Origin of the sequence: Roseomonas marmotae, assembly GCF_017654485.1 — a bacterium.
Classification (GTDB): Bacteria; Pseudomonadota; Alphaproteobacteria; order Acetobacterales; family Acetobacteraceae; genus Pseudoroseomonas; species Pseudoroseomonas marmotae.
Genome location: NZ_CP061095.1, coordinates 82,501 through 104,954 on the forward strand (window position 1 = coordinate 82,501; position 22,454 = coordinate 104,954).

Annotated in this window: 16 protein-coding genes, 1 tRNA gene, 2 rRNA genes and 5 pseudogenes (1 of these 24 running past the window's edge); 13 read left to right on the forward strand and 11 right to left on the reverse strand. The window is 63.9% G+C overall.

What is annotated here, in order from left to right; genetic code table 11:
• From IAI58_RS20890 to tnpC (IAI58_RS20915), 6 genes are all read left to right on the forward strand, one after another.
• Positions 1 to 2,353: ribosomal RNA gene (locus IAI58_RS20890) — 23S ribosomal RNA — on the forward strand (it extends 386 nt beyond the left edge of the window).
• Between the two features lie 138 nt (positions 2,354 to 2,491).
• Positions 2,492 to 2,606: ribosomal RNA gene (gene rrf / locus IAI58_RS20895) — 5S ribosomal RNA — on the forward strand.
• Between the two features lie 49 nt (positions 2,607 to 2,655).
• Positions 2,656 to 2,732 (forward strand) — tRNA-Met (locus tag IAI58_RS20900).
• Positions 2,733 to 2,966: 234 nt separating this feature from the next.
• Entirely contained in the window at positions 2,967 to 3,452 is a 486-nt protein-coding gene (gene tnpA / locus IAI58_RS20905) for an IS66-like element accessory protein TnpA (RefSeq protein WP_207449807.1), read from the forward strand.
• Complete coding sequence (tnpB, locus tag IAI58_RS20910; RefSeq protein WP_207449809.1) at positions 3,449 to 3,799, forward strand: IS66 family insertion sequence element accessory protein TnpB; 351 nt, start codon at positions 3,449 to 3,451, stop codon at positions 3,797 to 3,799. Before tnpA (IAI58_RS20905) ends, tnpB (IAI58_RS20910) begins: the two co-directional genes overlap by 4 nt.
• Before the next feature lie 113 nt (positions 3,800 to 3,912).
• Complete coding sequence (tnpC, locus tag IAI58_RS20915; RefSeq protein WP_419555865.1) at positions 3,913 to 5,433, forward strand: IS66 family transposase; 1,521 nt, start codon at positions 3,913 to 3,915, stop codon at positions 5,431 to 5,433.
• A 61-nt stretch (positions 5,434 to 5,494) separates the two neighbouring features.
• Here the strand turns inward: tnpC (IAI58_RS20915) and IAI58_RS23160 are convergent.
• Positions 5,495 to 6,496: pseudogene (locus IAI58_RS23160) on the reverse strand (IS5 family transposase); the annotation flags it as partial.
• Between the two features lie 332 nt (positions 6,497 to 6,828).
• Here IAI58_RS23160 and IAI58_RS20930 point away from each other — a divergent pair.
• The 3 genes from IAI58_RS20930 (at position 6,829) to IAI58_RS20940 (ending at position 8,483) form a co-directional block, all read left to right on the forward strand.
• Complete coding sequence (locus IAI58_RS20930; protein ID WP_272874899.1) at positions 6,829 to 7,110, forward strand: formate/nitrite transporter family protein; 282 nt, start codon at positions 6,829 to 6,831, stop codon at positions 7,108 to 7,110.
• Positions 7,111 to 7,338: 228 nt separating this feature from the next.
• A complete protein-coding gene (locus tag IAI58_RS20935) occupies positions 7,339 to 7,992 on the forward strand; it encodes a cytochrome c oxidase assembly protein (protein ID WP_237182976.1) in 654 nt (217 codons plus the stop codon).
• Positions 7,989 to 8,483 carry a CopD family protein gene (locus tag IAI58_RS20940; RefSeq protein WP_207451070.1) on the forward strand — a complete coding sequence of 165 codons (495 nt, stop codon included), beginning with the start codon at positions 7,989 to 7,991 and terminating at the stop codon, positions 8,481 to 8,483. Before IAI58_RS20935 ends, IAI58_RS20940 begins: the two co-directional genes overlap by 4 nt.
• Here the strand turns inward: IAI58_RS20940 and IAI58_RS20945 are convergent.
• A complete protein-coding gene (locus IAI58_RS20945; RefSeq protein WP_207451068.1) occupies positions 8,450 to 8,983 on the reverse strand; it encodes a DUF2231 domain-containing protein in 534 nt (177 codons plus the stop codon). The two genes, IAI58_RS20940 and IAI58_RS20945, sit on opposite strands and share 34 nt — an antisense overlap.
• Positions 8,984 to 8,989: 6 nt before the next feature.
• On the opposite strand from IAI58_RS20945, the gene coxB reads away from it, so the two are divergent.
• From coxB to IAI58_RS23165, 3 genes and pseudogenes are all read left to right on the forward strand, one after another.
• Positions 8,990 to 9,664: a cytochrome c oxidase subunit II gene (coxB, locus tag IAI58_RS20950; RefSeq protein ID WP_207451066.1), complete on the forward strand. Its 675-nt coding sequence runs from the start codon at positions 8,990 to 8,992 to the stop codon at positions 9,662 to 9,664.
• Positions 9,661 to 12,150, forward strand: coding sequence for a cytochrome c oxidase subunit I (gene ctaD, locus IAI58_RS20955; protein WP_207451064.1), 2,490 nt, complete (start codon positions 9,661 to 9,663; stop codon positions 12,148 to 12,150). Before coxB ends, ctaD begins: the two co-directional genes overlap by 4 nt.
• A 393-nt stretch (positions 12,151 to 12,543) precedes the next feature.
• Positions 12,544 to 13,186 (forward strand): annotated as a pseudogene (locus IAI58_RS23165) (IS3 family transposase); the annotation flags it as partial.
• A 74-nt stretch (positions 13,187 to 13,260) separates the two neighbouring features.
• Here the strand turns inward: IAI58_RS23165 and IAI58_RS20965 are convergent.
• Entirely contained in the window at positions 13,261 to 14,253 is a 993-nt protein-coding gene (locus IAI58_RS20965; protein ID WP_207451062.1) for a DDE-type integrase/transposase/recombinase, read from the reverse strand.
• A gap of 137 nt (positions 14,254 to 14,390) precedes the next feature.
• Here IAI58_RS20965 and IAI58_RS20970 point away from each other — a divergent pair.
• Positions 14,391 to 14,519 (forward strand): annotated as a pseudogene (locus IAI58_RS20970) (transposase); the annotation flags it as partial.
• A gap of 7 nt (positions 14,520 to 14,526) precedes the next feature.
• Here the strand turns inward: IAI58_RS20970 and tnpC (IAI58_RS20975) are convergent.
• The 8 genes and pseudogenes from tnpC (IAI58_RS20975) to IAI58_RS23170 all read right to left on the reverse strand — a co-directional run.
• Positions 14,527 to 16,125 carry an IS66 family transposase gene (gene tnpC, locus IAI58_RS20975; RefSeq protein ID WP_207451060.1) on the reverse strand — a complete coding sequence of 533 codons (1,599 nt, stop codon included), beginning with the start codon at positions 16,123 to 16,125 and terminating at the stop codon, positions 14,527 to 14,529.
• Between the two features lie 45 nt (positions 16,126 to 16,170).
• Positions 16,171 to 16,518 carry an IS66 family insertion sequence element accessory protein TnpB gene (gene tnpB, locus IAI58_RS20980; protein ID WP_207451058.1) on the reverse strand — a complete coding sequence of 116 codons (348 nt, stop codon included), beginning with the start codon at positions 16,516 to 16,518 and terminating at the stop codon, positions 16,171 to 16,173.
• A complete protein-coding gene (tnpA, locus tag IAI58_RS20985) occupies positions 16,518 to 16,973 on the reverse strand; it encodes an IS66-like element accessory protein TnpA (RefSeq protein ID WP_207451056.1) in 456 nt (151 codons plus the stop codon). The genes tnpB (IAI58_RS20980) and tnpA (IAI58_RS20985) overlap by 1 nt, the downstream gene beginning before the upstream one ends.
• A gap of 55 nt (positions 16,974 to 17,028) precedes the next feature.
• On the reverse strand, positions 17,029 to 17,475 hold the full coding sequence (locus IAI58_RS20990; protein ID WP_207451054.1) for an Hsp20/alpha crystallin family protein: 447 nt from the start codon (positions 17,473 to 17,475) through the stop codon (positions 17,029 to 17,031).
• A gap of 491 nt (positions 17,476 to 17,966) precedes the next feature.
• A complete protein-coding gene (locus IAI58_RS20995) occupies positions 17,967 to 19,961 on the reverse strand; it encodes a glycogen debranching protein (RefSeq protein ID WP_207451052.1) in 1,995 nt (664 codons plus the stop codon).
• A gap of 104 nt (positions 19,962 to 20,065) precedes the next feature.
• Positions 20,066 to 20,939 (reverse strand): annotated as a pseudogene (locus IAI58_RS21000) (IS3 family transposase); the annotation flags it as partial.
• A gap of 17 nt (positions 20,940 to 20,956) precedes the next feature.
• Positions 20,957 to 22,117: an IS30 family transposase gene (locus tag IAI58_RS21005; RefSeq protein WP_208776119.1), complete on the reverse strand. Its 1,161-nt coding sequence runs from the start codon at positions 22,115 to 22,117 to the stop codon at positions 20,957 to 20,959.
• A gap of 62 nt (positions 22,118 to 22,179) precedes the next feature.
• A pseudogene (locus IAI58_RS23170) lies at positions 22,180 to 22,437 on the reverse strand (transposase); the annotation flags it as partial.
• Positions 22,438 to 22,454: the final 17 nt, after the last annotated feature.

Here is a 22,454-nt window from a genome sequence, read left to right on the forward strand (position 1 = left end):
GTAGGGGGACCACCCTCTAAGCCTAAATACTCCTTGGTGACCGATAGTGCACAAGTACCGTGAGGGAAAGGTGAAAAGCACCCCGACAAGGGGAGTGAAAGAGACCTGAAACCGAGCGCCTACAAGCAGTCGGAGCCCGCAAGGGTGACGGCGTACCTTTTGTATAATGGGTCCGCGAGTTTCTGTTTGCAGCAAGCTTAAGCCGTTAGGTGTAGGCGCAGCGAAAGCGAGTCCGAACAGGGCGCTGAGTTGCTGGCAGAAGACCCGAAACCGAGTGATCTAGCCATGGCCAGGCTGAAGGTGGGGTAACACCCACTGGAGGGCCGAACCCACGCCTGTTGAAAAAGTCGGGGATGAGCTGTGGCTAGGGGTGAAAGGCCAATCAAACTCGGAAATAGCTGGTTCTCCGCGAAATCTATTGAGGTAGATCGTCAGGCGAACACCGCCGGAGGTAGAGCACCGGAAGGGCTAGGGGGACCCAAAGTCCTACCAAACCCTACCGAACTCCGAATGCCGGTGAGTGCTACCTGGCAGACAGACAGTGGGTGCTAAGGTCCATTGTCGAGAGGGAAACAGCCCAGACCACCAGCTAAGGTCCCCAAATAGTGGCTAAGTGGGAAAGCATGTGAGACGGCCAAAACAACCAGGAGGTTGGCTTAGAAGCAGCCATCCTTTAAAGAAAGCGTAATAGCTCACTGGTCTAATAGCTGTTTTGCGGCGAAAATGTAACGGGGCTCAAGCCACTTACCGAAGCTGTGGATGCATCAGCAATGATGCGTGGTAGCGGAGCGTTCCGTAAGCCTGCGAAGGGAGACCCGTGAGGGCTCCTGGAGGTATCGGAAGTGCGAATGCGGACATGAGTAGCGACAAAGAGGGTGAGAACCCCTCTCGCCGAAAGTCCAAGGGTTCCTGCGCAAGGCCAATCCGCGCAGGGTGAGCCGGTCCCTAAGGCGAGGGCGACAGCCGTAGCCGATGGAAATCAGGTGAATATTCCTGAGCCCGCTAGAAGTGACGGCCGTGAACCGTTGTTCCTCCTTATTGGATTGGAGGGGCTGCCGGATCGGTCCAGGAAATAGCTCTAGCATATGGTCCGTACCCGAAACCGACACAGGTGGACTGGTTGAGTATACCGAGGCGCTTGAGAGAACCATGCTGAAGGAACTAGGCAAATTACTCGCGTAACTTCGGGATAAGCGAGACCCCATCTTGGGCAACCAGGGTGGGGTGGCACAGACCAGGGGGTGGCGACTGTTTAGTAAAAACACAGGGCTCTGCGAAATCGAGAGATGACGTATAGGGTCTGACGCCTGCCCGGTGCCGGAAGGTTAAGGGGAGATGTGCAAGCATCGAACCGAAGCCCCGGTAAACGGCGGCCGTAACTATAACGGTCCTAAGGTAGCGAAATTCCTTGTCGGGTAAGTTCCGACCTGCACGAATGGCGTAACGACCTCCCCACTGTCTCCAGCATGGGCTCAGCGAAATTGAATTCCCCGTGAAGATGCGGGGTACCCGTGGTCAGACGGAAAGACCCTATGAACCTTTACTGCAACTTCGCAGTGGTGCCAGGAAGGGGCTGTGTAGGATAGGTGGGAGGCTATGAAACCGGGGCGCCAGCTTTGGTGGAGCCATCCTTGAAATACCACCCTGCGCCTTTCTGGCATCTAACCGAGCCCCATTTATCTGGGGTCGGGACCCTGCGTGGCGGGCAGTTTGACTGGGGCGGTCGCCTCCTAAAGTGTAACGGAGGCGCGCGATGGTGGGCTCAAGCCGGTCGGACATCGGCTGTTGAGTGCAAAGGCATAAGCCCGCCTGACTGTGAGCGCGACAGCGCGAACAGAGACGAAAGTCGGCCTTAGTGATCCGGTGGTCCCGCGTGGAAGGGCCATCGCTCAACGGATAAAAGGTACTCTAGGGATAACAGGCTGATCTCCCCCAAGAGTCCACATCGACGGGGAGGTTTGGCACCTCGATGTCGGCTCATCGCATCCCGGGGCTGGAGCAGGTCCCAAGGGTTCGGCTGTTCGCCGATTAAAGCGGTACGTGAGCTGGGTTTAGAACGTCGTGAGACAGTTCGGTCCCTATCTGCCATGGGTGTAGGAGACTTGCGAGGATCTGTCCCTAGTACGAGAGGACCGGGATGGACATACCTCTGGTGTACCAGTTGTCGCGCCCGCGGCATCGCTGGGTAGCTAAGTATGGAACGGATAACCGCTGAAGGCATCTAAGCGGGAAACCAGCCTCTAAACGAGGTCTCCCTAAGGGCCGTGATAGACCATCACGTCGATAGGCCGCAGGTGAAAGGTCAGTAATGGCCTCAGCCGAGCGGTCCTAATAGCCCGATCGATCTCATTCATCTGCACCGCTGTCGTGGCAACACGACACCGCACGCAGCATCCAACCGCGACACACTCACTCAACACTCAATACAGATATCACCAACTCCCATTCATCAGCATCTGTGCTGCCAATGGAGAACGATCCGGCTCGGTGGCCCGGTGGCCATCGCGAGGCTGCTACACCCGATCCCATCCCGAACTCGGCCGTGAAACGCCCCAGCGCCCATGGTACTGTGTCTCAAGGCACGGGAGAGTAGGTCGCCGCCGGGCCACCAAGCCGGACCGTTCATCCAACAAACAGCACAAATACACACACCACCGCGGGGTGGAGCAGCCCGGTAGCTCGTCAGGCTCATAACCTGAAGGTCACAGGTTCAAATCCTGTCCCCGCATCCAACATCAAATAACAAACATACCAAACCGCCCCAGTGCATCACGCACAGGGCGGATTTGCCATGTCCGCACATAAAGACTTCCCCTCCTGAGCCGTTCAGCTCACAGGACCCCGGCAAACCAGGGGCGGTGCTTTCATGCAAGACGCCCGCTGTGTCAGCCGGTGCACAGGAAGGCCGTAAGCGTCGCGCCAGCAGCACATTGCGGCGTTGGATAGCGTTGTGATGCAAACGCGGTATGGGCAAGACGCTGCCAGTGCAGATTATCGATGCTGAGGACGCTCCTACGTTTAATCGTAGGAGTGTGCGCGAGACGCCGGTCGAGGTGATCACCCGCGGTGAGCGGCGGCGGATTTGGACGCCAGAACAGAAACGCGACATCGTTGTGGAGAGCCTGGAGCCGGGCGTCTCCCCGATCGCGGTCGCCCGGCGGCATGGAATTGGCAGCGGCCTGCTCTACACCTGGCGTCGGCAGATGGTGGAGGGTCAGTTCAAGGCGCGGCTGCCAGTCCCGCCGGGATTTGTGCCGGTTGCCGCGCTCCCAGACGACACAGGCGCGGCGGCGGAGCCGCCGGTGCGGCAGACCGCAGCCTCGGCCGCACTCTTAAGCGACACCTCCGCCTTGATCGAGATCGTGCTGCCGGACGGCGTGACAGTGCGGGTCGGCGCGGCGATGAGCGAGGTGGCGCTGCGCCGCGTGTTGTCCGCACTGGGCCGCCGGTGATCGCGCCACCGGCCGGACTGCGGGTCTGGCTGGCCTGCGGCGTGACCGACATGCGCAAGGGCATGACAGGCCTCGCGATGCTGGTGCAGCAGGGCCTGGCGGAGGATCCCTTCAACGGCGCGGTGTACGCCTTTCGCGGCCGTCGGACTGGGCTGATCAAGCTGCTCTGGCACGATGGGATTGGGCTGTGCCTGCTGACCAAGCGGCTGGAACATGGCCAGTTCCCCTGGCCGACCACCGCCACGACGGGCTGCATCGCCTTGTCCACGGCACAGTTGGCGGCGCTGCTCGATGGCTGCGAATGGCGTGCCCTGGGGCCGCGCCGCAGGCCAGAGCTGGCCGGGTAACAGCGCCGCGACGAGGACGGAAATGCTGGCTGCGACGCGGCGGCATCCGGCATCATCGTGGCGTGGAGATCGACCTCGACAGGCCGCCCGATGATCCCGCCATCCTGCAGCAGATGCTGCGCGATGCGGTGCATCAGCACGGCGCGCTGCATGCCGAGAACGACAAACTGCGGCTGCTGATCCAACGTCTGCTGCGACAGCAGTTCGGCCGCCGGTCGGAACAGCTCAGCCCGGACCAGTTGCAACTCGGGCTCGAGGATCTCGAGCAGACCGTCGCCGAGAACCAGGCGGGGCAGGATGCGGCAGCGGTCCGGCAGGGCCGCCGCCAGGCGCCACCCCGGCGTAGCCACGGCGCCTTGCCAGAACATCTGCCACGTTATGAGGTGCTGCTCGACGTCGCCTGGCAGGACTGCCCCTGCTGCGGCGGCGCACTGCATGCCATCGGTGAGTCGCGCACCGAGCAGCTCGACATCGTGCCCGCGCAGTTGCGGGTCCGCGTCACCCGCCGCCCGCGCTATGCCTGCCGGGCCTGCGAGGGCTGTGTGGTCGTGGCGCCCGCGCCGGAGCGGCCGATCGACGGCAGCATGGCCACCGAGGCGATGGTCGCGCATGTGGTGGTGAGCAAGTTCTGCGACAGCCTGCCGCTGTACCGCCAGGCGCAGATGCTGGCGCGGCAGGGCGTGGTGCTCGACCGCTCGACGCTCAGCAATTGGGTTGGCCGGGCCTGCTGGTGGCTGACGCCACTCTACGACCTGATTGTCGGCACAGCGTTGTCCACGGCCAAGCTGTTCGCCGACGACACGACGCTGCCGGTGCTCGACCCGGGCCGTGGCCGGACCAAGACCGGGTGGCTCTGGTGCTACGCGGTCGATGACCGGCCATGGTGCGGCCCAGGCGCTCCGATGGCAGCCTATGTCTATACCGAGGACCGCAAGGGCGCCCGCCCCGCCGGGCATCTGGCGGCGTTCAAGGGCATGCTCCAGGTCGATGGCTATGCCCGGTTCAAACGGCTGGCGGGCGACCGCGCCGATGGTTCGGTCCGCCTGGCGTTCTGCTGGGCGCACATGCGGCGGTCCTTCTACGAATTCCACGCCTCCACCCAGTCACCGCTCGCAGCCGAGGTGCTGGCCCAGATCCAGGCACTCTATGCGGTCGAAAGCCAGATCCGTGGCCATTCCGCCGAACACCGACACCGAGCGCGGCAGGAGAGAAGTCGGCCGATCGTCGAGGCCCTGCAGGCTTGGCTGCAGGCACAGCAGGAGCGCGTCTCCGCCGCCTCCGACCTCGCCAAGGCCATCCGCTACGCCTTGCGGCACTGGCCGGGCCTGACGGCGTTCCTCGACGATGGCCAGATTGAGATGGACACAAACGTGGTCGAGCGCGCCATTCGCCCCGTCGCCCTCGGGCGCAAAAATGCGCTGTTCGCCGGAAGCGATGGGGGTGCCCGCCACTGGGCGATTGCGATGACGCTCATTCAGACGGCCAAGATGAACGGTGTCGACCCGATGGCCTGGCTCATCGATGTGCTGGAACGCATCGTCTCCGGGCAGACCAAGGCTACCGAACTGGACATGCTGCTGCCGTGGCAGTGGAAGCGCAGCAGCCCTGCTACGGCATCCGCTATCGCGGCATAGCCGCCGAGGCTCAACCGCCATCCACCGTCAACGCAGTTCTAACCGTGCTGTCGCCACGACGCTTACCCTGCGCGCGGGCGATGCCGATGGTGCGCACGAACAGCGCCATGCGATGCTTCTGCACGGCGAAAACATGCTCGATGCCGGAGCGGATCCGGGTGCGTGATGCATTGGCCTTCGCCTGCGGTTCGGAGAGTTGGCGTCGCGGTGGTCTGCGGAATGGATCCTCTCGGACAGGCCGCGCCGCTCCAGCACCTCCAGATTGCGCTTCGTACGATACGCGGTATCTGCCCAGACGCGGCTGGCCGTGTTCTCGGGATCAAGTAGGCCCACGAAGCTGCGGCTGTCATGTTGGGCCGCATCCGTGACGGCCCAGCGGCGGATCAACCCGTGCCGTCGGTCGATGCCGATATGGCTCTTGTAGCCGAAGATCGGCACCGCGATCTGAATGGCCCGGCGCGGTGTACCTTCTGGTTTAGGCTTGGCCCTTCCGCGCTTGAGCGTCCAGCGGGCATCCCGGTCCTTCTGCGCCCGCTTGGCTGGCGACCAATCCGCCGGTATGCCGCCGTCGCGGATGGTGGCCTTCTCCTCCAGGGTGAGCTTCTGGCGGCGCGGCAATGATCGTGGCGTCGATGATCTGCCCACCCATGGCAAGAAAGCCTTTGGCCGCCAGCACCGCATCGAAGCGGCGGAACAGCCCCTCGATCGCACCGGCCTGCTTGAGTTGTTCTCGGTAGAGCCAGATCGTCTTGGCGTCCGGCACCGCCTGGTGCAGGCCAAGGCCCGCGAAGCGCATGAAGGACAGCCGGTTGCGCAGCTGGAATTCTGCCTGCTCATCCGAGAGGCTGTAGAGCGCCTGCAGCACCAGGATGCGGAACATCAGCACCGCATCATAGGGCGCACGTCCGCCGCGACTGCGGTCCGACCGCGCCAGCGCCGCATCCAGCACCGGACGGAAGACCTCGAAATCGACCACGGCCGCAAGGCGCTCCAACGGATCGCCCGCGGCGGAAAGTGCCGCATACCGCTTCTCGACATCGAAGAAGCCAGGCTGCCCCGCCATCGTCATTGCCTCCGCTGACCAGTGGCAGTGAATCAGCTTCACGCCTCAGCAGCGAGGTTCTTCGAAGTGTCCAGCTGCTCCGAGGCTTCAACGCCGCCCACAACGCCCGCCGCCAGCGCGTCCTCGACGGCAGGACGCTCGGCCAGGTTGTCAAGGAACGCCTCCGGGCGCGACGAAAGCTCGCCCGCCGCAAACCCGAAACACCTGAAGGTCGAGCCGGACCAGAGGACATCGCCCGCGCACGCCTCATTGCTGAGGACGCCAAGGAGGTTTCACAACCGGACAGTTAGGCAGAAGGTTTCGACAGAGCATTAGACGCTCTTTGCCATCTTTTGCTCAGCTATCTCGCTAACATGCTTGTCTGCCTGGCGGTGCGGATGTCCATGAGCGCACCCACGCTGTCGGCCAAGGTCCTGGCCATCGTCGGTCGGGTGATGATCTTTGTCACGGCCGGGCTGGAGCACTCCGCCGCCAACATGTTCATCATTCCTCTTGGGTGGCTGACCATGCCCGTTGAGGGCGTCGCCTGGATCGCAGGCCTGCGGAATCTCGTGCTGAGCAGCCTGGGTAACCTTCCTGGCGGATCTCTGCTCGCACTCGGCCTTTGGCCATGACGCACTTCGGGAGAATGCCTGACACGCAGTTACGATATTTTCACCCTTTCGCATCATCGGTGAAACCGTAACCGGAACCAGGACGTCAACCACATGGGTGGAGGGATGAGCACCAGACATCCACCCGATGGTGCTGTCCCTCGCTCCCCCGGGGTGATCAGCCGGCAACGTCAAGGTACCAAGTTCATGACCAGCTATTGTGGCGCCCCGCCAGATCCCGTGGAGCTGATGAGCCGCTGGAACCTGGATCCGGCCTTGTTGGTCGCGCTCGGCGCCGGCGCGCTCCTTGCGCGGCGATCCCAGCGCCCGAACCTAGTATTGGCTGCCATCGGGGTGCTGGCCTTGGCTTTCGTGTCGCCGCTATGCGCCTTGAGCGTCTCCCTGTTCTCCGTCCGCACCGTGCATCATCTGCTGATTGTCACGGCGGCGGCTCCTCTGCTGGCAATGGCTTTTCCGGCTCGTCTGGCGGTGCTTCCGGGTGTGGCCTTCGCCGTCGCCACGGCGACGCTGTGGGCCTGGCACCTGCCCTCCTTCTATGATGCGGCGCTGGCTCATACGGTCATCTACTGGCTGATGCAGGCCACGCTTCTGGCCAGCGCCTTCTGGTTCTGGCAGGCCATGTTCGCTGCCCCCCCGGTCACCGGCGCGCTCTTCGCCACCCTTGGCATGGCGCAGATGGGTATGCTGGGGGCGTTGCTCACCTTTGCAACGACCCCGCTCTATGCAACGCATGTCGCCACCACCCTGCCCTGGGGACTGGAGCAGGTCGCAGACCAGCAGATCGCGGGGCTCATCATGTGGGTTCCCGGCATCATCCCCTACGCCCTGGCGGTGGCTGTTATCGCCCGCCGTGCCTGGGTCAAGGCTGCCACGGCAGCATGATGATCACGGCCCTCAAGTTCCTGCATATCGCTGCCCTTTCCGTGTGGTGCGCGGGGCTGATCGGGTTGCCATTGCTGCTGGCCCGGCATGGGCCAAGCGATCGCCAGCTGGATTTCTCGAGACGTCGGCTGGTGACACATAACGCCTATGTCCGGCTGATCACGCCCGCTGCCGTCATTGCCATCGCGGCAGGCACGGCATTGATCTTCCTGCGGGGCGTCTTCGTCCCGTGGATGTTCGTGAAGCTGGTTGCCGTGGGCGTCCTCGTCGCGATCCATGCCTGGTTGGGGCATGTAACGCTGCAGGTCGGTGAGCAGCAGGGCCATTACGACGCGCCCGCTGGCGGCCCGCTGGTCGCGGCCTCGCTCCTGGCCATGACCGCGATCCTGCTGCTGGTGCTGGGCAAGCCTCCCATCGGGGACTGGTCAGTCCCGGCCTGGCTGCTGGAGCCGCGGGGTCAATCCCTGCCCGTCGCCGCGGTGCCGATGTGATAGTCGAAGACCAGTTTCCCGCCATGCCATCCCGTCATTCCCGTGAAGACCGCCGCGAAGCAGGACAGCAGGAGCCCCCAGGGCAGTACCGCCTGCTCGTAGCCCGTCAGCCGGAAGCCCCAGTTGGCGCCCAGAATGGAAAGCAGCATCACCGCGAGGATGAAGTGCGTCCAGCTCGCCGCACGGATGCGGATGCCCCGCACCATCAGCAGTTCCACCGTGCCCGACAGGCCCGCCGCCAGCCCCATCAGGAAGGCACCGCCACTGGCCCAGAGCGCAGCGCGCGCCCAGAAGACATCGCCTGTCCACCAGTAGAAGCCGTCCGCGCCGAGCGTGCTCATGGCAAGCGCGACCGGGAAGGCGACGAGCATCGCGTGGATCGGATGCCCCGCGAGAGCGATCCGCGATTCCGTCCGGTGGAAATGGGGGTGAGCCGAGATGGGATCGACCAGCGCGCCGCCCTTCCCGGGATCTTCAGAATGTTCAGAATCCAAGACCATCGCCCCATGTTAAAACGGCTCCGCGCCACGACAACGGCACTGGCTGTCGGCGGTTGCTCCGGTCCGCTCTCGACTCTCGATCCCGCTGGCCCTGCCGCCACCTCCATCGCGACCCTCTGGTGGGCGATGCTGGCTGGCTCCGTGGTGCTGACGCTCCTGGTCCTGACGCTGCTCGCGCTGGCCTTTGTCCGTGGCCCCCGCCGTGCGCCCGGAGGAACTTCGTTGTGGATCGGCTGGCTCGGCGTTGCCATGCCGACCACCGTGGTGATGGTCCTGCTGGGCTTCGCGCTTGCGCTGGGTGAGCAAACCATCGCGCGCTCGATGGCCGGTGTCGTCGTGGTCGAGGCCAGAGCCCACCAGTGGTACTGGGATTTCCGTCACGCCGGCGCAGAAGGTGAGATCGTGACGCGGAATGTCCTGCATATCCCGGCCGGTCGGCCCGTGAACGTGCGGCTGGAGGCCGCCGACGTGATTCATAGCTTCTGGGTGCCGCGGCTGGCGGGAAAGATGGATGCCATTCCCGGCCATGTGAACGTGCTGCGGATCGAGGCATCCCAGCCCGGCGTCTTCGAGGGCCAGTGTGCCGAGTTCTGCGGCCTGGACCACGCCGAGCACCGTTTTCGCGTCATCGCCCATGACGAGGCCGGCTGGGCCGCTTTCCAGCGTGGAGACCAGCCATGAACGTGCTTGCCCGTCATCGTGCGCTGACTGCGGTCTGGGGCTCCCCGCGCGGTTGGCGTGGCACTGTCATTTCGGTGAACCATTCCGACATCGGCAAGCGCTTCATTCTGGCTTCCTTCGCCTTCTTCGCGATCGGCGGGGTTCTCGCGATGCTGATTCGCGCGCAGCTGGCGACGCCAGGCAGCGCCTTCGTGGGGCCGGATATCTACAACCAGCTCTTCACGATGCATGGCAGCATCATGATGTTTCTCTTCGCTATTCCGATGTTCGAGGGATTGGCGCTTTATATGCTGCCGAAGATGCTGGGCAGTCGCGACATGGCCTTCCCGCGCCTTTCTGCCTATGGCTGGTGGTGTTATCTCTTCGGTGGCACCATCCTGATCGTGGCGCTGGTGCTGGGGGTCGCGCCGGATAGTGGCTGGTTCATGTACACGCCGCTCTCGTCCAAGACCTATACGCCGGGCATCAATGCCGATGTCTGGCTGCTTGGCATCACCTTCGTTGAAATCTCGGCGGTCACCGCGGCGGTCGAGATTACCGTCTCGATCCTGAAGCTGCGTGCGCCGGGCATGCGGCTCGACCGGATGCCGCTCCTCGCCTGGTACCTGCTCATCACCGCTCTGATGATGATCGTGGGCTTTCCGCCGCTGATCCTGGGCTCGATTCTGCTGGAGCTGGAACGCGCCTTCGGCTGGCCCTTCTTCGATCCGGAGCGCGGCGGCAGTCCTCTGCTCTGGCAGCACCTTTTCTGGCTGTTCGGCCATCCTGAGGTCTACATCATCTTTCTTCCGGCCGCAGGCGTGGTTTCCACGGTGCTGCCGGCGATGGCCCGTACCCGTATCCTTGGCTATGGCTGGATCGTCGCAGCGCTGCTGGCGCTTGCATTTCTGAGCTTCGGGCTCTGGGTGCACCACATGTTCACGACCGGCATCCCGCACATGGCGCTCGGCTTCTTCTCCGCAGCCTCGGCCCTCGTGGCGATACCAACTGCGCTGCAGATCTTCGCCTGGCTGGGCACGTTGTGGAAGGGAAAGCCTGAGCTGAAGCTTCCCATGCTCTACCTGATGGGATTCTTCCTGGTCTTTGTCATCGGCGGGCTGACAGGTGTGATGCTGGCGATGGTACCGTTCGACTGGCAGGCGCATGACACACACTTCGTGGTGGCGCATCTGCACTACGTCCTGGTCGGCGGCTTCATCTTTCCAATGCTGGCCGGTGCCTATTACTGGCTGCCCCACTTCACCGGCCGTGTCCGCGTGCCTCTTTTGGGCGAGGCGGCGTTCTGGCTTATCCTCATTGGCTTCAATCTCACCTTCTTCCTGATGCATCTGACCGGGCTGCTGGGCATGCCGCGGCGGATCTACACCTATCCGGCCGATATAGGCTGGACCTGGCTGAACCTGCTCTCCTCCGTCGGCAGCTTCATCATGGCCTTCGGTTTCGCGATGTTCGCGGTCGACGTTGCGCTGCAGATCTTCCTGACGCGTCGTAGCCGTCGCAATCCCTGGGGCGCCCATACGCTGGAATGGGCCATGATCATTCCCGCCCCCGCCTATAACTTCGCCAGCCAGCCGCATGTGGAGAATGACGAGCCACTGACCGATCCGGGGCTCCCGCTGCGGCTTGCACGTGGGGAAGGCTATCTGTCCGAGATCCGGAATGGCTGGCGGGAGACGATGGCCGTCGATATCACGACGGGGGCGGCAGACCATGTTGTCGTGCTGCCTGGCAACACCCGTCTCCCCATCCTGACCGCGCTGGCAACCGGATGCTTCTTCCTCGCGCTGCTCTTCGGCTTCTATTGGGCCGCACTGCTGCCCGTCGTCGTCGTCGTTGCGCTGACATGGCGATGGGCCTGGACGCTGGGCTGGCGGGAGGAGATCGGCCCTGTGACGATCCGGGCCGGCGAGACAGCCCTGACCCACCGGGAGACATCCGGCGCACCCGGATGGTGGGGGGCCGTCTTTCTGCTGGTGGCTGACGGCACGCTGTTCGGCTCACTCCTGTTCGGTTACGCTTTTCTCTGGGTCGTGGCGCCCAACTGGCCGCCGCCCGTGCTGATCGAAGGCAGCCTGCCGCTGGGCTTCGCTGGTGGTTTGGCGGCAGTGGCAGGCATTGTACTGACGCGCCGGGCAGCATCGGCCAGCATGGCGGGAGCCGGGGCATCCGCCTGCTGGTCAGCCCGCCTTGCCATGGGTGCCCAGGCCATCGTCATCGTTACCCTGGTATGGCTGGGCATCGCCGAGCTTCCCGCACCTGACAGCCACGCCTATGCCGCCGTCTGCTGGGCGCTCATCGCCTATGCTGTGATCCACGCCGTGATCGCGCTGCTCTGTGCAGCCTTCATCCGGGCGCGCATCGCCTCGGGCCATATCCGGAAGGGCCGCGTGCTGGAGCCCTCTGTGGCACAACTATTCAACGATTATGCGGGAGCCATGACACTGATCGTCCTGGCATGTGTCTTGGCGCCGGTGGTGCTGTCATGATGCTATTGGCTCGCGCAGGCACGGGATTGCTGTTCTGGATCTTCGGCTTCTCTGCCCTTTATGGCCTGCATGGAATTGGCTGTGCTTATGGGTGGCACGGAATAGAGCTGGCTGGAGGAACGCTGTTCCGCTGGGTCATGGTCTCCAGTTGGCTGTTGCTCTGCGGAGGAGGTCTTGTGCTTATCTGGTTCGCGCAGGCAGCACCGGCAGGGTTTGAGAGGCGTCTGAGAATCACCTCCGCTCTGGTCGGCTGTGGCGCGACCCTCATCACGGGAATACCGGTAGCCGTCACTTCTGCCTGCGTCTGACGTGTGAGGTCTGTTATTATGACGACACGTCGACCTGCACCGCCCCCGGTTCCCCGGAGGCTCCTATTCTTGAGAGGATGGAGCCATGACGAAGAAGACCTCGAACCGGCATTCGCCGGAGGTTCGGCAGCGTGCGGTAAGGATGATACTGGAGCATGGAGGCGACCACGCTTCGCAGTGGGCGGCGATCTGCTCGATTGTGGCCGAGATCGGCTGCACGATGGAGACGCTGGGCGGCTGGGTGAGGCAGGCTGAGCGCGACCGAGGCTTGCTGACGGGGCCGACCAGCGCTGAGGGAGAACGGATCAAAGCTCTGAAACGCGAGGCCCGCGAGTTGCGCAGGCCAATTAAACCCTGCGCAAGGCGTCGCTATATTTCGCGGTTGCGGAGCTCGACCGCCGCCCGAAGCTGCGATCGCCTTCATCGACGATCATCGCGAGGTCTACGGCGCCCGCCAAGTCTGGCGGCAACTCGGCTGCGAGGGCGTCGCGGTGGCCCGCTGCACGGTGGAGCGGCTGATGCGCGCCACGGGTCTACAGGGTGTGGTGCGCGGCAAGGGGATGAGGACCACCGTCTCAAGCCCGGCTACGCCATGTCCGGCGGATATGGTAGATCGGCAGTTCCTGGCGTCGGCGCCGGACGTGCTGCGGTTGTCAGATTCCACCTACCTCGCGACGTGGCAAGGGGTCATCTACGTCACCATTGCCCGCCGCATCGTCGACTGGCGCGGACGGCCTATGCAGGCTTTATCCTCTACGCACTGGAGCGGGTGACCTGAGCCCTGAAGTTCCTCCGGGCAGAACTACCTGTCTGGTTGTGAGACATCCTTGGCATTCTCGGCGATGATGCGGGCCTTGGCGATGTCTTGCGGCCCGGCCTGCCCGGCAGGCTTGGTGCCGCGCGGCTTTCGTCGCGCGGCAAGGCGCTCGGCGACAACCTGGTTTGGTGTCCGGCCCTGCAGGACGCGCTGTCGCCGGGCGTTATAGGCGGCGTTGAACCCGCGCAGCATCTGCTCGAGGTCGCGATGGGAAGAGATCGTGATGCCCAGCACTTCGCTCTCGATACAGCCGTTGAAGTGTTCCACCATGCCGTTGGTCTGCGGCGTATAGGGACCGGTGTGACGATACTCGGCACCCAGCTTGGCACAGGCCTTCTCGAAGGTCGGCGAGAAGCAACCGCCATTGTCGGTCAGCACATGGGTGATGCGGAATGGAAAGGCAGCCGCCGCCTCGCGCAGAAAGGAGACCGCGCTGTTCGTCGTCATGTCGTCCTTCACGGCCAGATGGACGGAGCACGAGAAGCGGTCGATGGCCACAAAGAGGTAGCGCTTGCGGCGCTGAAAATCGGCCGTTTGCAGCATGGGCAGCTGCTTGATATCAATATGAATGAAGCCGAAATCGTAGTCCTGGAACTTCTCCGCACCTCTGGCGGGACGCTCCGAGGCTACGGGACGACGCCGGTTCAGCCCCTCGGCCTTGAGGATGCGCCAGATGCTGTCGCGGTTGAGGTGCGGCAGGAAGTGCCGGACGACGAAGGTCGGGTCGTCGAGGGCGAAGTTGGTCCTCTCGCGCAGCAGGCAGACCACCGCGCGCTCCCCTGCGGTCGCCTTCCAGGGCAAGCTATGGGGGCGGGCGGAGCGGTCCAGGCAGTCGGCGGGCCCGCGCTGGCGCCACTTGCGGATGGTCTCGGTGCTGACGCCGTAGCGCTGGGTCAGCAGGCCGGAAGGCTCCGAGGAGCGGGCGATCTCGGCGCGGACGGCCGGAGTGGTGCGGGCATTCGCGTGGATCTGGTGCATAACTCACCTCCGCCCCAGGACAGCGCGTGGCAGGCACTCAAAGCGATGGCGATAATCTAGGCAGGAAACCCATACAACTTATTGGCGCTGCTGGTGTTTTATCTCCTGAACGGGTTTGAACGGCTCAGGAGGCTGAGATGGCGCGGTTGTTCTGGCTGTCGGATGAGGCTTGGGCTGCCATTGAGCCACACCTGCCGCGCGGCAGGCCAGGCAAGCCCCGCGTGGATGACCGGCGGGCGATCAGCGGCATACTGCACGTGCTCAAGGTAAGCGTCATCCCGTCCACGCAGGTGATGCGGTAAGCCTGAAGTTCCACGGCAGGAGTTTGTCGATGCGGCTGATGGTGTGGCCGCGGGCGAGGCGGTCGAGCACGGCGGCGATGTAGGCTTCTGGGTCCAAGCCGTTCAGCTTTGCGGTTTCGGCGACGGTGTAGATGATGGCGGCGCGATCGCCGCCTGCGTCTGATCCGAGGAGCAGAAAATTCTTCCTCGTCAAAGCGAGGCCGCGCAGCAGCCGCTCGGCGAGATTGTTGTCGATCGAGAGCCTGCCATCCTCGAGATAGCGCGCGAGTGCCTCCCACCGGTTCAGCACGTATTGCATCGCCTTGCCCAGCGTCGATTTGCCGGACAACCGGCGACGCTGGGTCAGCATCCAGTCGTGCAGGTCGTCGAGCAGCGGCTTGCCGCGGGCCTGGCGCTCGGCACGGCGCTGATCGGCAGGTTTGCCGTTGACCTCGGCCTCGATGGCGTAGAGGGCGGCAATACGCTGCAGGGCCTCCTCGGCGATCGGTGACTTCGTGGCCTCGAACACCTCGAACAGCTTGCGCCTGGCATGCGCCCAGCAGGCGACATGGGTGACCTGCGGCGGCTGGTTGCCGCGCGGTTGGGTCAGCGCGTCGTAGCCGGTGTAGCCATCGGCATGCAGCCAGCCCGCGAAGTTCTGGAGGTGCCCGCGTGGTCGCTCTCCCTTGCGGTCGGGCGAGTAGCGGTAGAACGCCGCGGGCGGCCCATGGCCGTTCCAAGGCCTCGGGTCGATGGCATAGACCCAGAACCGCCCCTGCCGCGTCCGGCCTCGCCCTGGCGCCAGCACGGCGATCGGGGTGTCGTCGGTCCAGATGAGGCCGTGCCGCAGCGCATAGGTGCCGATCGCCTCGGCCAGGCGGCTGAGCCACCAGGCACCGCGGCCGACCCAGTCGGCCAGGGTCTGCCGCTCGATCTCCACGCCCTCGCGCGCCAGGATGGCCGAGAGGCGGTAGAGCGGCAGGCCGTCGCGGTACTTCGAGACCAGCACATGCGCGAGCAGGCCGGGGCCCGGCCGCCCCCTCTCGATCGGCAGGTCGGGGGCAGGCGCCTGCAGGACGGCCTCGCAGGCCCGGCAGGCATAGCGGGGCCGGACGTGGCGGATGACCTTCAGCCGGGCCGGGATCTTCTCCAAGATCTCGGTGACGTCCTCGCCCAGCTTCGTCAGGCGCTTCGGGTCCGTGCAGCCGCAGCGGCAGGCGAATACCGGCTCCTGCAGGATCGTCTCCCGTGGCAGATGCTCCGGCAGCGGCTTGCGGAGCGCCGGGCGCCGCGGGTTGCCAGGCTGTCCCTTCGTCCTGGCCTTCTCCGCCGCGGCGGTAGCCTGCGCCTGGTCCTCCTCGGCATCGCCGATCAGCATTTCGAGCTGACCGATCTCGGTGGCCAGCTTCTCCGACGACTTGCCGTAGCGGTCCCGCCGCAGGGTGGCGAGCTGGACCTTTAGCTTTTCGATCTCAAAGATCGCGCTGCGCAACTCGGCATCGCGCTCGGCCAGCACCGCGTCGCGTTCCGCCAGCAGCGCGCGGAGCGCTGCGATCTCGGCGTCAGGCGTGTCGAGCGACGCGGCGTGCACGCCATGATTCTACGCAACGCAATGGCCGCTGCAATGGCAGACCGACTACACCGTGGCCTGCGGCCGCGCAGTCCAGGCGGGCATGCGCCAATCAATGCCCTCCACCAGCATCGAGAGCTGCGCCGCGGGCAGCGAGACAACGCCGCCCTGCGTCTGAGGCCAGACGAACCGGCCCTTTTCCAGCCGCTTGGCGATGAGGATCAGGCCCTGTCCGTCCCAGACCAAAATCTTGAGCAGATCACCACGGCGGCCACGAAAGCAGAACATCGCGCCGCTATAGGGATCCTGCGCCAGCATCGTCTGCACCTGCGCGGCCAGACCGTCAAAACCCTTGCGCATATCTGTCGTGCCGCAGGCCAGGAACACCCGCGTACCCGGCGGCGGGCCCAGCATCAGCGCACACCCATCCCAGCCAGCACGACGCGCAGTGTCGCTGCGTCGGCGCATCCGGTGATGCGGATGCTGGCGCCAGAGGGCAGCGTGATCTCGATCACGCCAGGCGCTGCGCCGCTGCCAGGCGACTGGGCCGGGCCAGACGGCGGGAGCTGCGGCGCCTCCGGTACGACCTCCACCGGCATGAAGCCCGCCATCGCCGTGGCCAGCATCTGCTTGCGCCAGGTATAGAGCTGACCCGTGCTGACGCCGTGCCGCTCCGCCACCACCTGGACAATCGCACCAGGCTCCAGCGTCTCCCGGACAATCCGAAGCCGTTCCTCCGTCGACCAGATCCGGCGCCGGACCTCCCGTACCCGAACCTCGACGCGGCGGCCCGCGCGAACTCCGGAGCCGCTCCTGCTACCGTCGTAAGAGGAGTTTGCGAGTAGTGCCGTCGTCGTGCTGTCCGTCATGCCAACCAATTCGGCGGACCAGCACCATCAACTCAAGGCCAGGCTCGGCTGACGCTTACTGCTTCACGCTCCGCGGCAGCTCGAAGACACGGCGGAAGGTGCCGAAGCGGCACTCGGACAAGGAGTAGTTCGTTGCCTTCTCCTCATGCTGCTCCTTCTTCTCACCCTTGATGACGAGCATCTTGCCGGACAGGCTCAGTTCCACATCCTCCGGCCCCAGGCCAGGCAGCTCAGCGATGATGCGGAATTCCTCGTCGCTTTCGACGACATCCACCGCGGGTTCGACAGCCGTGAACTGCATGTCGGAACGACAGGGCGCTGCCATCTCACCCCGGCGCAACAAGCCACCGTCGAAGCCACGCCGGAGGTTATCGAGAACGCGATCAACCTCTCCCCGCAGATCCACCTGCGGCTGCCAGAACCGCTCCGACGCCACAGAGAAAGGCAACACGGGTCGAGGCTGTTGTGAAGCCTTCAGAGCTGCGATTTTGATATCGTTCATAGTCATTCCTCCAGGTCCTGCATAATGCGGCGAACCGCATCGCTTCCCTGGCACAAGGATTCATTATCGCTGTGCCTGCTGCCCTGACCTGCATCAGGTTCCGATACCGCCTGCCCGCAGGCTGCCGATTTCGCCACCTCTTCTACCGAGGTGTAATCGATTGCTTTCGGAGGCCGCGGATGATCATGCTCCACAGCCAGCCCGCCTTTTGCTCTAAACTTGCCGCCAGACGGAAATGAGGTCGGATTCCCCGACAACCTCGAACAGCTTGTCGCTGGATTCGATAATCGGGACAGCCGAAAGTGCTGTGGCCGGACAGCAAACGGGCAAGCGTGCTGGTCGACGTATCCGAAAGAACGGCGACCACGCTGCATGTCATTATATCGCTTGCACCCATTCAATCACCAGGAGAGAGGCGCGCCAGCGCACCACGTCATGATCTATACCAGGCGCCTCTAGCGCGTGACCGCCACGCGCGACGGCGCAAACTTTCAACGAGAGACCAATACAAACAGACTTCTCGGCGGCAGGATCTGGCTTCTTGATGTCAGAGGCTCCGTGCTCGTATCGGCGACATCATGCGGGCTTGCCGCGCTTGTATCAATCGCGAGGCGCCATTCCCCAGCGGGCGGCAGCGGCAGATCGAACTGCGCCGGCCGGTTGGGCGAGCCGTTGAACAGCAGGCACAGCGCGGCTGGCGCCGCGGCGTCCTCATGAATGATACAACCTAACTGGTTGTCCGGCCCGTGCCAGTCCACGGCACCGCCGTGAGGTCCGATCCAGGTTATGTCCCTTGCAGTGTAGAAGCGGTCCGCAGACAACACGGGATGGGCACGGCGGAAGGCAACCAGGCGGCGCACAAAGCGCACGAGGTCAGCGTGCTTCGTCGCATTGGTCCAGTCATACCACGAAATCTCGTTATCCTGGTCCCAGGGATTGGTGTTGCCACGCTGAGTACGGAGGAACTCATCGCCGCCGAGCAGCATCGGAATGCCTCGTGCCAGCAGAAGTGTGGCCAACATGTTCCGGCATTGCCGCGCCCGCATCGCCTCCAGCGATGGATCGCCTGGAGGTGCGCTGGCTCCGGTATCCGCTCCGGATATCGGTGAAAGAGAAGCATCGGGAGCAAGTTGCGTCTGGTTATGACTGAGATCGTCACTCGCCCAGTCATTCAGGGTCGGTCCGTCGTGGCAGGTGATGAAGTTGATACTGCCGAGCGGGCCTTTTGCATCGCCTCCGAACAAATCCTCGCTGCCACAGAGGCGGGTGGCAAAGGCCCCGGCGGCGCCTGGGGCACCCTGCCAGAACCGGCGGACGTCATCACGGAATCGGCTGTTCCACTCGGCCCAGCGATCACCTGGCATCTCTCCCAGCTGAAATGCGCCGGCAGCATCCCATGACTCGGCGATCAACTTGGTTCCACGGAGCACGGGATCTTCGGCGATCTGCTCCAGCAACGGTGGGTTGGCGAGCAGCGCGCCATCCTCCCCCCTCCCCAGGACAGCAGCCAGATCGAACCGAAAGCCGTCCACATGCATTTCCATGACCCAGTAGCGCAAGCAGTCCACCAGCATGCTTCGGACGATCGGGTGATTGCAGTTCAAGGTATTGCCGCAGCCGGTGTAGTCGGAAAAACTGCCCATCGCCCCGAGCATGTAGTAGATGGAATTATCCAGGCCCCGGAAGGAGAAGGTTGGTCCGTCTGCGCCGCCTTCGGCAGTGTGGTTGAACACGATATCCAGGATCACTTCGATCCCGGCTTTATGCAGCGCCTGCACCATGGCTTTGAATTCCGTCAGCGTGGCGGAGCCCGGCGCAGTTGCGTAGGAAGACCGTGGCGCGAAGAACGCGATCGGGTCATAACCCCAGTAGTCTCTTACGGGGCGATCCGGCGCCTCCGGCAGGATGACCCATTCCGGCGCTTCCTGCACCGGCATCAGTTCCACCGCTGTGATACCCAAAGCCTGCAAATACGGGATCATCTCTGTCACGCCGATGAAGCAGCCGCCATGGGCCACGCCTGAGGACAGATGGATGGTGAAGCCACGCACATGGGTTTCGTAGATCAGGGTCTCGCGCCAGGGATGGCGTGGCATTGTGTCGCCACCCCAGTCGAACCGATGGGTGGTCAGCAATGCTCGCGCTTCGTCGGGGCGCGGTGCACCAACAACGGCAACAGCATAAGGGTCCAGCAGCAGACGCCGTGGATCGAACCGATGGCCTTCTTCCGGAGCCCAGCGCCCCTCGGCACGAAGCGCATAGCTGTATCCATCTGTCACGCCGGCAATACGAACATGCCAGACGTCCCCGGTCCTGTGCCGCGCCGGATCGAGCGCGATGATCTGCAGCAGGGCACCGGCGGGATCGAACAACAGCACTGAAACACGCGTGGCATGCCGGCTGACGACAGCGATGTTGAACCCGTCACTCGCCTCGGAGGCACCGAGCGGCAATGGCGTCCCAGGCTCCACGGTCAAGGCGGTCATGTTTTTCCCCTGGAAGCTGCTCTTCTGCCTTACTCCTGCACCCCCACTTCAGGTGATGTCCTGCGATTGGACTTGCCCTGGGAAAGTGGAGAGCGGTTGTTGAACTATGCGACGGCCTCGAAGGCACAAGGGCTCTGATAGGCAAGTGCTGAGTGCCGTCGCCGCGGATTGTAGAAGCTGTCGATATAGCGGCCAAGGGCGAGTTCGGCCTGCTGACGTGTGAGGAAGGTGGTTCGCCAGACCATCTCCGCCTTCAGGGTCTTGAAGACGGTCTCGACCATGGAGTTGTCGAAGCAGTTCCCCCTGCCACTCATCGAGATGGCGATGTCCGCATCGCGAAGCATCTTCTGGTACGCGCCCGAGCAGTATTGGCCACCTCGATCGGAATGCTGCACCAAGCCCGGTGGCGGTCTGCGCAACAGCAGGGCTCTTCGCAGCGCGGCCATGGGAAGTTCCTTCTTCAAGCGATCACCCACGGCCCAGCCGACGATCCGGCGCGAGTACAGGTCAACCACAATAGCCAGGTAGAGCCAGCCCTCTGCTGTCCAGATATACGAGATGTCGCTGCCCCACTTCTGGTCCGGCCCGGTGGTTGTGAAGTCCTGCTCCAGCAGGTTTGGGGCGACCGGATTGGTGTGCTGGCTGTCGGTGGTGCGCTTGAACCGCCGCTTCTGCAGCGCTTTCAGCCCATTGTCGCGCATCAAGCGGGCTAGCCGATGGCGCCCGATCGAGAGACCCTGGGCCTTCAGCTCGGCATGCATACGCGGACTGCCATAGGTCTCGTTGGAACAGGTGAAGTGACCGCGAATATGAGCCAGGAGGATCAGGTCCGCCCGCTGCCGCCGGCTGGCCATCCTCCCCTTCCAGGCATAGTACCCCGCTCGCACTCACGCCCAGAATACTGCACAGACGTGGCACCGGTGCTGTCGCCTTCTCCGCATCGATGAGCCGGAACTTCATCGACTTGTCTCCTTGGCGAAGAAGGCGGTGGTGGTTCAACTGGTCAGCGCAACGGCCTGGGCAAGGGTAGCGGCTGGTGTTTTGTAGCCAAGGGTTTTCCTTGGCCGGGTGTTGAGCCGCAGGGCGATCGTGTCGAGATCATCCTGGCTGTGAACGGATAGATCCGATCCCCTGGGCAGGTACTGCCGCAAAAGACCGTTGGTGTTCTCGTTGCTGCCCCGCTGCCAGGGGCTGCGGGGATCACAGAAGTATACCGCAACATCCGCCGCAACAGCGAAACGCTTGTGCTGGGCCAGCTCCATTCCGCGGTCCCAGGTCAGCGACGACATCAGCCCCCGCGGAAGTTGCTGGACCTGCCGGACCAGCGCATCAACCACGCTCTCAGTATCTTTGCCATCCACCTGGACGAGCATCAGAAAGCGGGATCGGCGCTCCACCAGGGTCGCAACATGCGTGTTCTTGCCACCTGAGAGCAGGTCGCCTTCCCAGTGGCCTGGAACAGCACGGTCCTCAATCTCGGCGGGGCGTTCGCGGATCGACACGGCGCCGATGATCTGCCCTCTGGGTTGTCCTTCCGTCGTGGAAGTCTTGGCGCGCCGCATCAGACGGCGGCTCCGGAGCGTCGCCAGCAGCTCTTTCTTCAGGACGCCGCGCGCCTGAATGAACAGGCTCCTGTAGATCGTCTCGTGCGACACCCGCATGGCCTCGTCGTCAGGGTACTCCACCTCAAGCCAGCCGGATACCTGCTGTGGCGACCACTGCTGCGCCAGCTTCTCTGCCACCACGGCCTGCAGAGACCGATGGGTGGCCAGCAGGCACGGCTTGGGGCGGCACGCTTGCTGCCAGCTTCGTCCATCAGCAGCCATAGCACGATACTGCATGCGGCCACCATTGCGGCCGATCTCACGGCTGATGGTCGACGGCGATCGGCCGAGTTGCGCCGCGATCTGGCGTAAAGATAAGCCAGCCACCAGACCCCGCGATATCTCCTCGCGCTCCTCCAGCGTCAGAGCGCGGGCAGATCGCTGCCGCAGCGGCGGCGCAATACCGCCTTTGGCTTGCAGCACACCAAAGATCGAGCCCGCGGGCTTGCCGAGAGCCCGTCCGATGTCACTGAGCGACTGGCCGTCCTTCCATCGGATCCAAAGCTCCCTTTTCTGCTCCGCAGATAAGCCAGGCCGGCCGGTTCGCGCCATCGTGGATCCTCCCGGAACATCATGAAATCAATCATGTTGCGCTGACCAGTTGAACCCACCTTTGCTTTTTTTAGCAGGTCCCGCTCTTGCCGCAGGATCTCGTTCTCCCGCCGGAGCCGCGCCAACTCCTTCTCCGCATCCGGGTGAGGGCCGGCCAGCAGCTCCGTCTCCTGCAGGCGACGTCTCCAATGGGTCAGCGTCGACTTGCCTACCCCGAGGTCGGCCGCCACTTCGCCCACCGGCCGCCCGCTTGTCGACAACAGTCGGACCGCCTCACGCTTGAACTCCTCCGTCCAGCCACGCTGGTGTGGATCTCCCATCGCGCCCTCCAGGTTCT

Excerpts from the sequence above, each read along its gene's own strand:
- IAI58_RS21005 (WP_208776119.1), bottom strand. The coding sequence starts at position 22,117 with ATGGCGCGAACCGGCCGGCCTGGCTTATCTGCGGAGCAGAAAAGGGAG.
- tnpA (WP_207449807.1), top strand. The coding sequence starts at position 2,967 with ATGGGCAAGACGCTGCCAGTGCAGATTATCGATGCTGAGGACGCTCCT.
- IAI58_RS20965 (WP_207451062.1), bottom strand. The coding sequence starts at position 14,253 with ATGCACCAGATCCACGCGAATGCCCGCACCACTCCGGCCGTCCGCGCC.
- IAI58_RS20990 (WP_207451054.1), bottom strand. The coding sequence starts at position 17,475 with ATGAACGATATCAAAATCGCAGCTCTGAAGGCTTCACAACAGCCTCGA.
- IAI58_RS20940 (WP_207451070.1), top strand. The coding sequence starts at position 7,989 with ATGATGATCACGGCCCTCAAGTTCCTGCATATCGCTGCCCTTTCCGTG.
- ctaD (WP_207451064.1), top strand. The coding sequence starts at position 9,661 with ATGAACGTGCTTGCCCGTCATCGTGCGCTGACTGCGGTCTGGGGCTCC.
- coxB (WP_207451066.1), top strand. The coding sequence starts at position 8,990 with ATGTTAAAACGGCTCCGCGCCACGACAACGGCACTGGCTGTCGGCGGT.
- IAI58_RS20935 (WP_237182976.1), top strand. The coding sequence starts at position 7,339 with ATGAGCCGCTGGAACCTGGATCCGGCCTTGTTGGTCGCGCTCGGCGCC.
- IAI58_RS20995 (WP_207451052.1), bottom strand. The coding sequence starts at position 19,961 with ATGACCGCCTTGACCGTGGAGCCTGGGACGCCATTGCCGCTCGGTGCC.
- tnpB (WP_207451058.1), bottom strand. The coding sequence starts at position 16,518 with ATGCTGGGCCCGCCGCCGGGTACGCGGGTGTTCCTGGCCTGCGGCACG.
- tnpA (WP_207451056.1), bottom strand. The coding sequence starts at position 16,973 with ATGACGGACAGCACGACGACGGCACTACTCGCAAACTCCTCTTACGAC.
- IAI58_RS20945 (WP_207451068.1), bottom strand. The coding sequence starts at position 8,983 with ATGGTCTTGGATTCTGAACATTCTGAAGATCCCGGGAAGGGCGGCGCG.
- tnpC (WP_419555865.1), top strand. The coding sequence starts at position 3,913 with ATGCTGCGCGATGCGGTGCATCAGCACGGCGCGCTGCATGCCGAGAAC.